Annotated in this window: 16 protein-coding genes; 10 read left to right on the top strand and 6 right to left on the bottom strand. The window is 34.1% G+C overall.

Going from position 1 to position 16,048, the window contains the following annotated elements; genetic code table 11:
• Positions 1–3 precede the first annotated feature (3 nt).
• The 5 genes from Q8S45_RS03075 (at position 4) to Q8S45_RS03055 (ending at position 9,062) form a co-directional block, all read left to right on the top strand.
• The gene (locus Q8S45_RS03075; RefSeq protein ID WP_305601128.1) at positions 4–540 is read left to right on the top strand and encodes a hypothetical protein; all 537 of its coding nucleotides are present in this window, start codon (positions 4–6) and stop codon (positions 538–540) included.
• 529 nt (positions 541–1,069) lie between these two features.
• On the top strand, positions 1,070–4,291 hold the full coding sequence (locus Q8S45_RS03070) for a type I restriction endonuclease subunit R (RefSeq protein WP_305601126.1): 3,222 nt from the start codon (positions 1,070–1,072) through the stop codon (positions 4,289–4,291).
• Positions 4,291–5,001, top strand: coding sequence for a M48 family metallopeptidase (locus tag Q8S45_RS03065; protein WP_305601125.1), 711 nt, complete (start codon positions 4,291–4,293; stop codon positions 4,999–5,001). Before Q8S45_RS03070 ends, Q8S45_RS03065 begins: the two co-directional genes overlap by 1 nt.
• 342 nt (positions 5,002–5,343) lie before the next feature.
• Entirely contained in the window at positions 5,344–8,358 is a 3,015-nt protein-coding gene (locus Q8S45_RS03060; RefSeq protein ID WP_305601124.1) for a thrombospondin type 3 repeat-containing protein, read from the top strand.
• 2 nt (positions 8,359–8,360) lie between these two features.
• On the top strand, positions 8,361–9,062 hold the full coding sequence (locus Q8S45_RS03055) for a hypothetical protein (RefSeq protein ID WP_305601123.1): 702 nt from the start codon (positions 8,361–8,363) through the stop codon (positions 9,060–9,062).
• A gap of 703 nt (positions 9,063–9,765) precedes the next feature.
• On the opposite strand, the gene Q8S45_RS03050 is transcribed toward Q8S45_RS03055, so the two are convergent.
• The 5 genes from Q8S45_RS03050 to Q8S45_RS03030 all read right to left on the bottom strand — a co-directional run bounded on the left by Q8S45_RS03050 (position 9,766) and on the right by Q8S45_RS03030 (position 12,168).
• Positions 9,766–9,960 carry a hypothetical protein gene (locus Q8S45_RS03050; RefSeq protein WP_305601121.1) on the bottom strand — a complete coding sequence of 65 codons (195 nt, stop codon included), beginning with the start codon at positions 9,958–9,960 and terminating at the stop codon, positions 9,766–9,768.
• 375 nt (positions 9,961–10,335) lie between these two features.
• Positions 10,336–10,512 (bottom strand): hypothetical protein, encoded by a 177-nt coding sequence (locus Q8S45_RS03045; RefSeq protein ID WP_305601118.1) that lies wholly within the window; start codon positions 10,510–10,512, stop codon positions 10,336–10,338.
• A gap of 70 nt (positions 10,513–10,582) precedes the next feature.
• Positions 10,583–10,831 carry a hypothetical protein gene (locus Q8S45_RS03040; protein WP_305601116.1) on the bottom strand — a complete coding sequence of 83 codons (249 nt, stop codon included), beginning with the start codon at positions 10,829–10,831 and terminating at the stop codon, positions 10,583–10,585.
• A gap of 12 nt (positions 10,832–10,843) precedes the next feature.
• Positions 10,844–11,296, bottom strand: a complete 453-nt coding sequence (locus Q8S45_RS03035; protein WP_305601114.1) for a DUF5675 family protein — start codon at positions 11,294–11,296, stop codon at positions 10,844–10,846.
• Positions 11,297–11,364: 68 nt separating this feature from the next.
• A complete protein-coding gene (locus Q8S45_RS03030) occupies positions 11,365–12,168 on the bottom strand; it encodes a hypothetical protein (protein WP_305601112.1) in 804 nt (267 codons plus the stop codon).
• Between the two features lie 97 nt (positions 12,169–12,265).
• Between Q8S45_RS03030 and Q8S45_RS03025 the strand changes: the two genes are divergently transcribed.
• Positions 12,266–12,757, top strand: coding sequence for a thermonuclease family protein (locus Q8S45_RS03025; protein ID WP_305601110.1), 492 nt, complete (start codon positions 12,266–12,268; stop codon positions 12,755–12,757).
• Between the two features lie 92 nt (positions 12,758–12,849).
• On the opposite strand, the gene Q8S45_RS03020 is transcribed toward Q8S45_RS03025, so the two are convergent.
• Positions 12,850–13,299 (bottom strand): YopX family protein, encoded by a 450-nt coding sequence (locus Q8S45_RS03020; RefSeq protein ID WP_305601108.1) that lies wholly within the window; start codon positions 13,297–13,299, stop codon positions 12,850–12,852.
• A gap of 242 nt (positions 13,300–13,541) precedes the next feature.
• Here Q8S45_RS03020 and Q8S45_RS03015 point away from each other — a divergent pair, with 242 nt between their 5' ends.
• The 4 genes from Q8S45_RS03015 (at position 13,542) to Q8S45_RS03000 (ending at position 15,757) form a co-directional block, all read left to right on the top strand.
• Complete coding sequence (locus Q8S45_RS03015) at positions 13,542–14,072, top strand: TetR/AcrR family transcriptional regulator (protein WP_305601106.1); 531 nt, start codon at positions 13,542–13,544, stop codon at positions 14,070–14,072.
• An 82-nt stretch (positions 14,073–14,154) separates the two neighbouring features.
• On the top strand, positions 14,155–14,691 hold the full coding sequence (locus tag Q8S45_RS03010; RefSeq protein ID WP_305601104.1) for a carboxymuconolactone decarboxylase family protein: 537 nt from the start codon (positions 14,155–14,157) through the stop codon (positions 14,689–14,691).
• An 11-nt stretch (positions 14,692–14,702) separates the two neighbouring features.
• Complete coding sequence (locus tag Q8S45_RS03005) at positions 14,703–15,275, top strand: uracil-DNA glycosylase family protein (RefSeq protein WP_305601102.1); 573 nt, start codon at positions 14,703–14,705, stop codon at positions 15,273–15,275.
• Between the two features lie 8 nt (positions 15,276–15,283).
• Entirely contained in the window at positions 15,284–15,757 is a 474-nt protein-coding gene (locus tag Q8S45_RS03000; protein ID WP_305601100.1) for a DUF1440 domain-containing protein, read from the top strand.
• Positions 15,758–16,048 lie beyond the last annotated feature (291 nt).

Here is a 16,048-nt window from a genome sequence, read left to right as displayed (position 1 = left end):
AGTATGCCAATAAATTTATTAAAAAAATATCCGCAACTTCTAGAAATTGGTCATTTACCAGAATACCAAAGAAATCAATCATTATTAGCAATTTTCAAAAGAGATATAGAAGAAAATGAAAAATTAAATTTCCGAACAAAAATAATTAGACCTATTCAAGGCGAAGAACCAGCAATGGTAATTCTCTTCAAACATTTAACTTGCGAAGAAATTCAAGAAGAAGATGAAAATGGCAATAAATATCCAAAAAGAGTATTTGAAATGTGTCGTTCACAGAGATTACATTGGATAAAATACCATTTGGAAGAAACTAAAAAAGAAAATGTTTTTGTTTTTAGTGTAGAAGAAAGAGACCAAAAGAAAAGACAAGATATAATCAGAACTTATATCTACGATGAAGATAAAAAATACTTAATTGTGCTAGATCCACAACGCAGTTTACGAGATTATTATTTAGTTACAGCTTATTATCTAAACAAAGAATTCGGAGAAAAAAAAATAAAAAAGATGTTGAAAAAAAGATTGCCAGAAGTATATTAAACCGCAGGGCTCGATACATATCTTGATGTAACGAGCCCCGAAACTCCTTTTTCCAAATGGTAAAATGAGTACGGCAAAAGTAATACTTAATTTTAATAAAAAAAACAAATATGTCAAAAAGTATTAAAATGTGTCAAAATGTATGGCTCCATATTGATTTAAGAGGAGATTTATTAGTTAATGAGGTGGTCAATTATTTACGTTCCAAATATGAATAGTATTCTCCATAATTCAAAAAAAGAATGCTGTATAGTTTACAGTAAAATCTTTTTTAGAAAGGATCAATTAGCTGTATTTCGCTTTTCTTTAGCCATATTATCAGCAGTATCAATAGCAGACGCCTTGTTTTTAGGCGGTTTACAGGTTTTTCATTATCAGCATCAATTATCTGTATTCTGTTTTTTTTCGCTGTATTTATTTTTTTTCTATTGTCTTTCGGTCGGTTTCAATTATCTGTATTACCATTTTTTTTCTCTGTAAAGTCAAAACAGACAGCTATTAATTCATTGTTTTAAATCATAAAGTAGTTATGAACCCAAGTTATATAGAAGACCACATCAGTCAAATTCCGGCATTGCAATTACTCATAAAAATGGGGTATAAATACTTGTCGCCAGACGAAGTAATGGAGTTACGGGGCGGCAGAACCAGCAATGTTTTATTGGAACCTATTCTAAAAAAACAACTCGAAAAAATAAACAGCATTCAATACAAAGACAAAGAGTTTGCTTTTTCAGAAAGCAATATCAATGCTGCAGTTATTGCCTTGAGAGATCTGCCAATACAAGATGGTTTTATAAAAGCAAATCAAGCCTTTTACGATTTAATAACATTAGGTAAAAGTTTGGAACAATCCATTCTAAACGATAAAAAAAGTTTCTCTTTTCAGTACATCGATTGGGCAACTATTGAAAATAATAGCTTTCACGTTACAGAGGAATATGCGGTTTTGCGCAGCGAAAGAAATGATACCTACCGTCCGGATATTGTATTGTTTATCAATGGAATTCCAATGGTGGTGGTAGAATGCAAAAGCAATGTGATAAAAAAACCGGTAGATGAAGCCATCTCCCAACATTTACGAAACCAGCACGAAGATGGTATAAGAGCCTTATACCAATATTCCAACCTTGTAATTTCATTAGCGGTAAACGAAGCACGATTTGCAACCACAGCCACACAAAAAGAGTTTTGGAGTGTCTGGAAAGAAGTGTTTAGAACCAAAGAAGAAGGAATCCAATATGGGGATGCCATCAGACAACTGAAAAATAGTGAATTGCCCAATACAGAACGGACAGCCATTTTCAAACAACGTTTTAGCAATGTGTTGCAGTATTTCAATCAACTGGAAAAAGAAGAAATAATAGTAACCGAACAGGATAAATTGATTTATAGTTTATGCCAGAAATCAAGATTACTGGAACTAATATTCAATTATATCGTGTATGATGACGGGATAAAGAAAATAACGCGATACCAACAATATTTTGCCATCAAGGAAACACTCAAAAGAATCAGTGTTCCCGATACCAAAGGTAAGCGTACAGGGGGCGTAATTTGGCATACTCAGGGAAGTGGAAAATCATTGACGATGGTAATGTTGGCCCAACTAATTGCAACCCAAAAAACAATAAAAAATCCGAAAATCATTCTGGTTACGGATAGGATTGATTTAAACACCCAAATCACGGAAACATTCCAAAAATGCCACGTCGATGTCGTAGAAGCTGTTACTGGAAAAGATTTAGTAGATCTTATCAGTAGCCCAAAAGATGCCGTAATTACAACGCTGATCCACAAATTTGAAGCAGCCATAAACCAGGCCAAAGAAGGTTTTACTTCTCCTAATATTTTTGTGTTGATTGATGAAGGGCACCGTAGCCAATATGGTACGTTTAATGTGAAAATGCAAAAGGTTTTCCCCAATGCCTGTTTTGTGGCGTTCACAGGTACTCCATTGATGAAGAAAGAAAAAAGTACCGCCAATAAATTCGGAGGCATTATTGACGTCTATTCAATAACGGATGCTGTAGAAGACAAAGCAGTTGTGCCATTATTGTATGAAGGAAGACACAATTTAATTGATGTTAACGAAAAGCCGCTGGATTCTTTCTTCGACAAGATTTCCGAACCGCTCACCCCTTATGGTAAAGCGGCACTTAAAAGAAAATACAGTTCCACAAACCAACTCAACAAAGCCGATCAGGTAATTTATGCAAGAGCTTGGAATATTAGTGAACACTTTGTCGATAACATTCAAGGCACTGGATTTAAAGGACAATTAGTCGCCCCCAATAAAACCACAGCGATAAAATACCGGGAATACATAAAAGAAATTGGGAAAGTAAATTGTGAAGTATTAATTTCTGCACCTGATACAAGAGAAAATCATGAGGATGCTTTTGAAGAAAATGATGATGTCGTGTTGAAGTTTTACAAGGCAATGATGGACAAATATGGTACGCAAAAAATATATGAGAAATCAGTAATCAGTGCTTTCAAAAAACAGGAAGTTCCGGAAATAATTATTGTGGTGGATAAGCTTTTGACGGGTTTTGATGCGCCTAATAATCAAGTATTATATGTTACGCGACAATTAAGAGACCACACCTTACTTCAGGCCATTGCCAGGGTAAATCGCGTGGCAGAAGGAAAAGAATATGGTTTCATTGTTGATTATTTCGGCAATCTGGAAAATCTGGACAATGCACTGGAAACCTACAGCGGATTAAGTGGTTTTGACAACGAAGAATTAACAGGGACAGTAATAAACATCAATAAGGAAATAGAAAAATTGCCACAAGCGCACAGCGAGTTATGGGACATTTTCAAAACCATCAAAAACAAATACGATGCAGAAGCCTATTCCGAATTATTAAGTGATGAGAGTATCAGGCACCCTTTTTATGAAAAGCTGTCTGCTTTTGTGCGCTTGTTTAAGTTAGCAATGGCATCAATCGAATTTAACGATATTGAAAACGAAAAAACCATTGACAAATACAAAAAAGACACCAAGTTTTTCTTGCAATTAAGGGTAGATGTAAAGCGAAGATATTTTGACGATTTAGATTTCGCCGCTTTTGAACCACAAGTGCAAAAGTTAATTAACAAGCACATTACAACGGATGGCGAAGTCTTAAAAATAACGGAACTGGTAAATATTTTTGACAGAGAAAAAAGAGAAGCCGAAGTAGAAAAAGTAGTTGGGAAAGCTGCAAAAGCGGATCATATTGCAACACGAACCATAAAAGCAATTAATGTTAAAATGAATGATGATAGCATATTTTATAAAAAACTATCCTCACTGATTAGGCAAACAATTGAAGATTATCACCAGCACCGTATTGACGAAGCCCTTTATTTACAAAAAGCCAAAGAATACGAAAACCAATTTCTCACAGGCAAACAAAATAATGTTCCGAAGAGCATCCAAGATCGGCAAACAGCAATTGCTTATTACAACCAAATCAATGCCCTTTTAGAAAACAGTTTCAGTAATGCTCCCGAGCCAAAAGAAGTACAAGCCAGTACAGCACTAGAGGTAGAAGAATGTATTAAGAATATTGTTTATGAAAACGGAACGCTTATTATCGATTGGCAAACCAATACAGAGATTGAAAAAGAATTAAAAAATAAATTGGATGATTTGCTTTTCAATAAACAGCAACAATACGACACCCAATTCTCCTTTGATAAAATTGATGAATTGATTGAAGAAGTAATTAAAATTGCCAAACTCAAATACGTATAATGTTTCATTCACTCCAACAAATAAATTATGGCAGCAAAAGCATTGAATACAAATTGTCTTTTGCTGCAAGAAAAACATTGGGCATAAAAGTTTTTCCGGATGGGTTGGTAAAAGTTATTGCGCCAAATGATACAAATCTAATAGACATCAATAAAAAGGTAAAATCAAAGGCCAATTGGATATTAAAACAACAAGCATTCTTTTATAGTTATAAACCAAATACGCCGGAACGTAAATATGTAAGTGGAGAAACACATTTGTATTTAGGAAGACAATATAAGTTGCAAATCATTGAAGACACCATAAATGAAATAAAAATTTCTAAAGGTGCAATGATGATGAGAACTAAAAAAACCAATCCGGAATATTTGGCAAAAAAACTAAATGAATGGTACAAGGAAAAAGCAATCTTTCATTTTGAAGAATTACTGAATCGTTCTTTAGAAAAATTCAATAAATATAAACTTGAAAAACCTGTTTTAGAGATAAGATTGATGCAAAAACGTTGGGGCAGTTGCACCAAATCAGGTAAAATAACGCTAAATAAAGAATTAATAAAAGCACCTAAGGGTAGCATAGAATATGTAGTAATTCACGAACTATGCCATTTAATCCACCACAATCACAATAAAGATTTTTATGATTTACAAAACAGCTTATATCCCAATTGGGATAAATGGAAAGAAAAATTAGAACACGCTTTGTCTTAATTATTATATCAAGTTTTAGAACAAATATATTTTTCAATAATTACTGTTAGTGGCCAAATAAAATTCATTACCTCATTCAGCTGCACAAAATTTAGATAACATTTATTATATTTAATGCTGTTTTTTAAAGAGGTATATTTTATGGAAACCATCGAATTAACCAGAAAAGAATTATACGATATCGTATAATTTAATTAAAAAAACATTAAAAAAGAGGCTAATTTGATTGAATTTGAAAATAAAATTGTAAGTTTAGTAAAAATCAAGCAAGGTATTAAACAACAACCTTGTGAAACTTAACACATAATCAATTATATTTGAAATATTAATTAGCGATGCTCTATGAAAAAAATAAAAGTAATATTGTTGATTGTAATAATGATATATCCTTCATATCAATCAATTCACGCACAGACTCAGATGCTATGGTCAAAATCAACATTTAAGGAAAATAACTTTAACCAAAATCAATTTGAAAGTCCTATTTGGATAGATTATTCAAGTTTTTTTAAATGGGATGATATTAAATTATCAAACGATTGGGTTTATTCTCAAACAGGACTTGTTAGGGATTTTAATAATGATGGGTATTCTGATATATTTTTTTCATTCATATCTTCTGAACAAGAAAAAGTCCCATTTTTGTTGTTTTTATACAATCCATTAACAGGTCGATTAGAAAATGAAAGTTCATTGATTCATAACAATGTCGGACAAACTTTTAGTAGAAAAACGGTATCAGCAGATTTTAACGGTGATGGGATATTAGATATTGTCAGTGTAAGTCATCCCGAGAAAGAGTATTTAGAATTATCCTATTTAGATATTATTTTATCAAATCAAATGGGCTGGGAACAAAAGACGATTAGTACTCCAAGCAGATATAAAAGTGAAGGTTATCACCATGGAGTATCAGTTGGAGATATAGACAATGATGGAGATATAGATTTTGTTGTAGCTCAAGCGCATAATGAAGAAGGAATGATATCCTACATTAATGATGGTAAGGGTATTTTTACGGAAAAGTTATCAATCATAACTGAAACTACGGGTAATAATAAACAATCTTTTGCGGTAGAACTTGAAGATATAAATGAAGATGGTTGTTTAGATTTAATTTATTGGTTGTCTAGCTCAAGAATAGCCTATGGTAATTGTGATGGAACATTTGGAAATAAGATACAGGAACTAGAATATGGAAATTATGGTAATTTTATGGATTTCGACTTTGTTGATTTTAATAAAGATGGGAGTAAAGATTTAATTATAACTGAAACCGACTATGTTTCTGGTTGGCAATTAATATTTTTAGAAAATAAAGGTTTTGATAGTCAAGGAAAAGTTATTTATAATGATTTAACTAATGAAATAACAAATGATTTAAAACAACAAAACTTTTATTTAGATGAAAGTTCGAAAAACTGGACCCCATATATTCAGATTGTTGATTTGAACAACGATGGATTTAAAGATATAATTAAATCTCGTCCATTTGATGGGGATTTTTCTAATAATTTATACTCTCAAAACTGGGTTTTATTTGGAAAAGAAAATTTAAAATTTAAATATGTTAATTATCCAATATTAACACCTCTATCAGAAATTGGTTTTCTGAAAAACAATAAAGAAGTAGAAATTAATTGGAAAACGACTCACCTTCCTGATAATCCAAATCCATTCCACACAGATGTATATCCTTGGAGTTTAGAAAATTTGAGAGGTGAAATTACTGAGTGGGTTGTTTATTATAATCAAACTCCGTGGGGTGATAAAAATATTGATGGATTAAAAAGAGTAACATATTCTAATGATGAAATAACAAAAGAGTTTTTAGGAAACAATACCTATACATATAAAGTAAAATTTATACCTGAATTTGAAGGAAGTAATGATGTGTTTTTTAGAATCACTTATATTGATAGTAATGGCGTTGAAAATCCTTTGAGTCCTCAAATTCAATTCTCAGTCGAAGATTTTGATTATGATGAAGATGGAATACCTAATATCTCAGATGTTTGTCCAAATACACCTGCAGGTGAAACAGTAAACGCAACTGGTTGTTCTGCATCTCAATTAATGGATACAGACAATGATGGCATTACAGATAATTTTGATACTTGTCCAAATACACCAGCAGGCCAAGCTGTAAATACAAATGGATGTGCTACCTCGCAATTGGATACAGACAATGATGGAATTAAAGATAATCTTGATACCTGTCCAAATACACCAGCAGGCCAAGCTGTAAATGCAACGGGATGTTCGACTTCTCAACTAGATACAGACAATGATGGAATTAAAGATAATCTTGATACCTGTCCAAATACACCATCAGGCCAAACTGTAAACGCAACGGGATGTTCGACTTCTCAACTAGATACAGACAATGATGGAATTAAAGATAATCTTGATACCTGTCCAAATACACCATCAGGCCAAACTGTAAACGCAACAGGATGTTCCCAAAGTCAAATAGATGATGATGGTGATGGCGTAATGAATAATGTTGATTTATGTCCAAATACACCATCAGGCCAAACTGTAAACGCAACAGGTTGTTCACAAAGTCAGATTGATGATGATGGAGATGGCATTATGAATGACAAGGATTTATGCCCTAATACCGCTTCAGGAACCAATGTAAATGCAAACGGCTGTTTCTTTTTGCCATCCAATAACTTCTCTATTGAAGTAATTGGTGAAACGTGTGTAGATAAAAATAATGGTAAAATAAGTATTTCAGCACAGGCAACTCATAATTATGTAGCCACTATTAATGGTGTTAACCACAATTTTACCAATAATAGTTTGTCAGTTTCTAATCTGTCTCCCGGTACATATAATGTTTGTATTAAAATTACAGGTGTCACCTTTGAACAATGTTTTACAATAACTATTGCAGAGGGTAAAACAGTTTCAGGTAAATCAAGTGTAACATCAAATAGAACTTCTATTGATATTGCCGAAGGAACAGCTCCATACAATGTATTCATAAATGGAATTAATGTTTTAAATACCGAATCTCCATCATTTATGTTGGATGTAAATCACGGAGATTTAGTGGAAGTCAAAACAGCTGTTTTATGCGAAGGGGTATTCTCAAAAACAATTGATTTATTTGAAAATATTAAAGCCTATCCTAATCCGACCAAAGGTGTTTTTGAAATCACATTGCCATTTTCAGTAAAAGAGGTTGTTATTGAATTGTTCACAGTAGGTTCACAATTAATCTCAAAGGAAACATATCAGGTTGTTAACGGAAAAGTTCAGATAAACATAGAAAACAAGCCAACTGGAGTATATGTCGTAAAAATATATTTAGACACACCTGTTAGCCTAACCATCATAAAAGAATAACCATGAAAAAGTTTTTATATATCGTAGCATTTAGTATTATTTTATGGTCTTGTGGAGGCGGTGGAGATGATCCAAAACCTGTGCCACCAGCTGAAAATAAAGTTCCAACAACACCAACATTGGTAGCGCCTACTAATGGAAAATTGTGTATTGATAATTCGGTTAGTTTTCAGTGGAATATCGCTACAGATCCAGACGGAGACGTTATTACCTATCAAATTCAAGTGGCAAAAGACAATCAGTTTAGCCAAATAGCACATTCCCTCAATGAATCCTCAACCACAAAGACCATTTCCTTAGAAAAAGGAATAGCCTATTATTGGAGGGTAAAGGCAACAGACAGCAAAAGTTTGTCAAGCAGTTATTCCACTGTATTTAATTTTTATACAGAAGGGACAGGTGAAACAAATCATATACCTTTTTCGCCTGAACTGGTAAAACCTGCTTTAAATTCAATTGTACAAACAACAACCGCAACATTAGAATGGAATGCCAATGATGTCGATGCAACGGATGTGCTAACTTTTGATGTGTTTTTCGGAACCGTTAATCCGCCGATAACAAAAATAGGCAACAACCAAACTGCAAAAACTTTGAATGTCGCTAATTTAGTTTCTTCCACAAATTATTACTGGAAAGTATTAGTAAAAGATGGAAAAGGTGGAGAAACCATCGGACAGGTATGGAATTTTAAGACGGATTAAGGATATAAATCAGCAACATTTTTAAAGAAAGGAAGCTGGAATACAAAGAAGCGTGTGAGGTTTTACCCCATCTCCAGCAGTATTTCATTCCGTTTCACTGCACTGCATACAGCTTCCAATTCCGCACAGTAAAAACCACCGAAAAGGTGGTATTTACTTTTTGCCTTTGCTTTCTTTTAATTCATTTTCTTTAGAATGGTCTCAACAAAACAGAATGTTTAGCAGGTAATAAACGCCCCACAAACTAAAACCCAGTATTTTGCAGAAAAAGCAAAAACCGTCTGTCTTTTAGTTTGTTCCGTACCCAGCCTCATAGTTGTTTTTAGGTCACATTATTTGTAGCCATACAATAATAGCACATTACTTTTTTGTCGTTCCTAAAAAAAATAATAAGCTATTGCCAACGCTCAAACAAATAATCCGCCATAAAAACAACCCCAAGCTAAATAACATAATTGGTGTTATAATACTGCCGACATCCGCCAAGCCACACCAAAGCCGTAGTTATAACAAAAATTATGTAAAATAGCCGCTTTGCCAACGCACAAATTCAACGCTTCTGCCAGCGCACTCGGTACATTTTACATTGCTTTTGTGAGTGCTATACCAACCAAACAGCACATTCTTGTAAAAATAAAACCCTCATTTATACAGAAGCTTTAAGCACCCACAAAACCAAATTTGCCCACAAGCGTATTGTTTTTTATTTGCCACCATCCTCCAGGTAATTGCTTTCCCAAAAAGCCGATGCCATACCGTTCCAAACAACCCCACTTTTACTTCCCGAATCTCCAACCTTAATCAAATCTATGGCATCAACTTTTTCAGGAAAGCAATCAGAAACATCCAACCCAACAAATAGAAAAACAACACCCTTGTTTCGCTGCTGCCACCGCACTACGTATGTTTAGTTGGGGCAATCTTCCATTTCCCCAAACCCCTATGGATGCAATTTTTTTTGAAAAAATGTCAAGGCATCTCATTTCAAAACCACCACCCCGATTCACATTCTTTCAAAAAAAACAGCTCAAATTCCTCCCATTTCCGATTGCCCTCTCACATATTTGATGTCCGATGCTTCCTTTTGATTTTTATTTTGACAAACAAAAACCCTTCTGACTGACAAATGAAACCTCCTTAAACCCAATGTAAGTGCCATATATTCCGCCCACTTAAAAAAAACGGGGAAAAGCAAAGCAAATGACATTTTTTTAATGCTATAAACGAAAAAAGCCCCGAAATTCGGAGCTTTTTTGCTTGATTTTAAACTTTTTTACTTTTCCGGATCCGCTTTCTCTTCGGATTTTACTCCAGTTTGTGAAACTGCAGTAATGATACTTCCGCCCAGAATTAAATATCCTGCTGCCGAAACTATTCCGACAGGTAAAGCCACCGGAGAAGCAATGATAATTCCGCCAATACTTGCCAAAGCAATTCCGACAGTTCTCAAAATTTTAAACCATTTCGGAGTTGGTGCCAAAACTCTTTCTGCTAAATTCATTTTGTTATTTTTCATAATATTATTTTTTATGGATGAATAATTCTAAATCGTGTACTCTTTTTTCGATGTATTCTACTTTTTGGTTCAGTAAATCGTTGCCACTTTTGAACTCGGTTTTGATGATTAAAACCATTGTTTTTACTTCAATCAAATCTTTCTCTACACTCTTGAAATCGGTGTGTAATTGTTTGATAAAATAAGCCACAACGGAAAGTAATAAAGTGATTAGTGTTCCAAAAAGTGCTGCGATGGCGTTGATATTTTCCATTGGATTAATTTTTTAAAATTGGAAATTATTCTCAACGGTAAATTTGTTGGAAGCATCTTCTGTCAATGCAACCAACTTGGGATAAATCACTTTGTAGGCTGCAATACTTTGGGAAACTTGATAATCTCCATCAACAAACTGAAAACCAAAACCGCAAAGCGGACATCCGGCCGTTTCCTTAATTGTGTTTCCGGTATGGATATAAACAAAACTAAAATTCGGTAAACCGGAAATCTCAATCATTCCCTGGTGCAGCTTTCCAAAAGCTTTTTTGTAACTGACGTTTTTAGCTCCCCAAGTATTAAGTTTTAATTCAAAAACTCCTGTTGGAATGGCAGTTTGAGAAGCAATTTTTACTTCCCTGATTTTGTCCTCCAACAAATAACATTGGAAAATTCCGTTGATGTACAACTGACTCAATGTGCTTTGTTTGCCTTGGGCAACCCTGATTATTTTATTTTCCATTGTTTTGGTATTAAGAAGTTGAAATAAAAAATCCCTCGTTTTTGGCGAGGGATCCTTTTGGGTTTTTTCTAAAAAGCGTCCTCGACTTTCAAGCAGTTACCACTTGCAAATAAGTAATAATTTGGTCCCACTTTTTGGTAGAACTCAATTCCGATGCACTGCAAAACTGTTGTATTTACGGTTGGTAAAACTCCTCCAGGTAATGTTGCAGAAATTGTAGTGGATGGAACCGCGTCATACAAGTCTAAAAATCCACTGTATTGAATGTCGCTTACCTCATTCAAGGCTGCATCCATTGGGTCATAACTGTTAGTGGTTGCGTTGTATTCAAAATCACTCACTACGGAAAGAGAACTGATCAAACGGAAATGTGTGGCTCCTGATGGAGCATTCACCAAATTCGCTGGATTAAAAGCATCAACAACAAACTCTCCACTTGCTCTATCAACGGTATGATTTAGTAAGTACGGCGCATTGAAAATCCCGTTAAAAGAAGCGTTTTTGTCAAACTCGAAACCTTTCAAGTAACGACGTTGTGTGCTGATTTCAATTTTTCTGTAACCTCTCGCTTCGGTTTGGTCTTCCAAATTAATTTTCTTCATAACAGAAGTCAAACGCCCAGTCAATTGACTGTCGGACATTTGTTTCATCACTTGGGATAAACCAGTACGAACCGATTTCCCGGCTTTGGCACTTGCGCCAAACTCGTTCATATTCTCACGAGTTCTTTCGAATTCCGGTGCTGTGAGCACCTGATCTCCTGTAGGACCGCCAACCATTCCGGCGAAGTAACCTTCTTGTCCTTTAATTTTGAAATGTCGGATGTCTCCAAGAGTTCCAACATACTTAATAACACCTTTCTGTCTTGCCATTTTTTCTAAATTTTAAAAGTTAATATTTGCTTGCAATTGCTTAATCAAATGTCGATTATTATCTTTGAATAATCAACTACTAAAATACTGAATATCAATGCAATACAGCGCTAAAATACCGTACACAGTGGAAACCCACTGGCAAATTGAAGAAGTCCTTGATGGAGATAGCATCATCATTTGCCATCGTTTCACTGGATTGCGAAAAGAAATCCGGCTATATGGTTTAGATGCACCAGAAGTAAAGATTAACAGAAAAATGAAAGAAGACGAAGAAAAAAGCAGTTTGCCTGCCCAATTATTGCAGCAATTTGGTTTGCAATCCTTGAACTTCGTTTTGTCGGTTGCACCACCTAAAACGGTTGTAACCATCATCACGGAGAAGGAGAACTATTACGATTACTGGAACCGGCAATTGGGGTATGTGATTTTGCCTGGTGGATTATGTTTAAATGAGTTACTTTTACAAAATGGGTATGCTAAAGCAACCCAACAATATTATTGTGGCCAGCTTGCAGCGTATCAAATGATGAATCGCCAAGCGCAGCTCAATGGTATTGGGATCTATAGTCAAGTAAAAGTATTCTGATTTGTTGTACTTATGTTGTACTATAAGAGTTTTAAAATTAAAGAATATCAATAAATACAGCTCCTTACAGGCATAAGGAGGATATAAACAAGTTACAGGACAGCGGTTGGAACGGTTAATAATTCTGGATTTTCGTGTATATTCCCAATCACTTCATATATGTAATTCCAATGTTTTCTTAACTTAATATAACTACTTCCGTATTTCATAACGAAAGCAAATACTTCGTCGGTAAAAACTATCTCGTGAGTAGTTGACATTCTCTGTCCTGTCCAATTTCCAACGCCTCTGTTATAAATAACGATGTCACCTTCATAAATTTCCTTTTCGTTTTTGTCTTTTAGTCCAGTAAATTGCATTAATTTCAAATCTGCTCTTTTACGATTGTCATTTTCAAACATAAAAGATGTACAAACATTCGCCCATTCACCCATTAAAACGCACTCGCCATCCATACTAAAACCACCTAAATTTGGATATTCGTAACCAAGCAACCATTGTTTTTTACCATTATCCCAAGCTCGAAATTTAATTGTTCTCATTTTTTTAGTTTATTATTTATTAAAAATTAGTGCCGTCCTGTAACAAGCGTTTGGAGCAAGTTGCAGAAACATTTTCTTTCTATTCACGTTCACGGTGGCAACCTGCACCAAGCGCAACCGTTAGCAGACACCCGTGAGCGACACCCAAAACATTCAACGGTTTCTGAAAATAAAAATAGACAGACTTGTTTGTTTTTTATAATTATTGTTGTACATTTGCATCCGAAATAATAATTAGACAAATGCAAACAAGAGAACGAATAGTAGAAACTGCATCAAAATTGTTTTATGAACAAGGTTATAACTCAACGGGAATAAACCAAGTTATTAAAGAGGCAGGAGTTGCAAAAGCAAGTTTATATGCACATTTTTCATCAAAGGAAGAATTGTTAAAAGAATATTTACAAAATACTGCAACTACAACTAACCAAATATTGCAACAAATAACTAATGACAAAGAAACCCCAAAAGAAAAAGTATTGGGCGTATTTGATTTTTTAACCCAGTTTTCAAATGAGACTTGTTTCAATGGCTGTCATTTTCTAAATGTATTGGCTGAAATTTCAAATAATAACAAAGAGGTAAAATCTATTATTAGAAATCAAAAAAACAAAATCAGACAATTGTTTATGGATATTTTAAAACCAAGTAATAAAGAAGATTTGGCTGATGAACTTTATATCTTGTTTGAAGGTGCAATTATTTCAAGCAAAGTTCACGAAGATTTGTGGACTATTAAAACAACTCGAAAAATAGTAGAAAAGTTACTATAATTTTTTTACATCAAAAAAAACAGACTTGTCTGTTCAATAATAATTTCAATCAATAAAATTTAACAATTTAAAAAACAAAAAAATGAGTACACAATTTACTGTTCCAACAAGAGAACAACAATCAGAAAACAATTTGCCAACCTACGATGCCATACTAAATGGTTTGGGCTTTGTGCCAAATTTATTTGCAACATTAGGCTTGTCCGACAACGGATTGCAACGTTACATTTCTTTTCAAAACGATAAATCATCGTTGAGCAACAAAGAAAAAGAAGTAGTAAACTTGGTAGTTAGCGAAGTAAACAACTGCAAATATTGCAAAGCGGCTCACACAGCAATTGGTAAAATGAACGGTTTTACAGACGAGCAAGCATTGGAATTACGAAGTGGAAAAGCAACTTTCAGCGAAAAGTACGATGCGTTAGTAAAATTAGCGAAAAACATTACTGAAACGAGAGGGCATATTGACCAAACGCAATTAGAAAACTTCATTTCAGCAGGATATAACCAAGGAAATTTAGTCGATGTGATTTTACAAATTGGCGAAAAAATAATTACAAATTACTTACACAGTATAACGCTTATTCCAATAGATTTCCCAGAAGTTCCAACTCTGTAATTTTAAAAATAATGAATCAACTTTTAGAACAAATAAAAAACTGTAAAGAATGCGAACTGCATTTGCAATGCGGTGCAAACCCAATAGTACAAGCAAGTTCTAAAAGTAAAATCGTTATTATTGGTCAAGCACCAGCACGAATTACACACAATACAGGCGTTTCCTGGAACGACATAAGCGGCAACAATTTAAGAACTTGGCTAGGCATTGATAAACAAACATTTTATGATGCTGAAAAAGTAGCATTAATGCCAATGGGTTTTTGCTACCCTGGCACAGGAAAAAATGGCGATTTTCCACCACGTAAAGAATGTGCGCCACTTTGGCACAACAAATTATTAGTACAAATGCCCGAACTAAAACTTATTGTTTTGGTTGGGCAATTTGCTCAAAAATATTATTTGAGTAGTGTAGTAAAACCAACGCTTACCGAAACGGTTCAAAATTTTGAAACCTATTTACCTCGTTATTTTCCTTTGCCACATCCATCGCCACGAAACAATATTTGGCAAGCCAAAAACCCTTGGTTTTCAACAAAAGTATTGCCTGAATTACAGAAACAAATTTTACAAACAATTAATTAATAAAAAAAATGACAACAGAAATGAAACAAAAAAGTGGATTAATGACAATCCTAAAATCAGGATTTGTAGCGGGAAATTTAGACGCCATTGCAGGCGTAATTGTGTATTATATTTGGTTTGGGTTCAACCCAATTCAAGTTTTGCAATTTATAGCAAGCGGTGTTCACAGCCCAACAGCGATTGGAGGTGGTGCAATGATGGTTGTCGCAGGACTTATTTATCATTTCATAATTGCTTATGTATGTGCTGTAATATATTTTTACGCATATCCCAAAATAGAATTGTTGCGAAACAATAAAATAATAGCAGGTTTGCTTTTTGGTTTGGGCATTTGGTTGGTAATGAATTTATTGGTTTTACCAAATTCTAATATCCCAAAAGGACCTTTCGATTTAGGTTTGGCAATTGTGGGAATTATTTGGCATATGACATTGGTAGGTTTGCCAATTGCCTTAATAACAAGTAAGCACTACGAAAAATAACAGGTTAAAATTTATTATGAAAACCACCGATAACTTTTATTGGTGGTTTTTTGTATATTTGAAATTCAAACTCAGAAAATCGGGCGATCTGCTAACAGGGGTTTGGCAAAATGGGGGCAGAAGTGCTAAATTGAACATTTGTAATTCTATTTGGCATTTGTCCGAAACTGAACATTTGTACTTCTAATTCCCCCACTTCGCCAAGCCCCAAACCGTCAAACTGTCTAAAAACCCTCTTTTTTCATTCGGTACAATAATTTACTTACAATTCTTAAATAAGCGGCATTTTAT

Origin of the sequence: Lutibacter sp. (assembly GCF_030692605.1) — a bacterium.
GTDB lineage: Bacteria > Bacteroidota > Bacteroidia > Flavobacteriales > Flavobacteriaceae > Lutibacter.
This window is presented reverse-complemented; position numbering and strand designations above follow the sequence as displayed.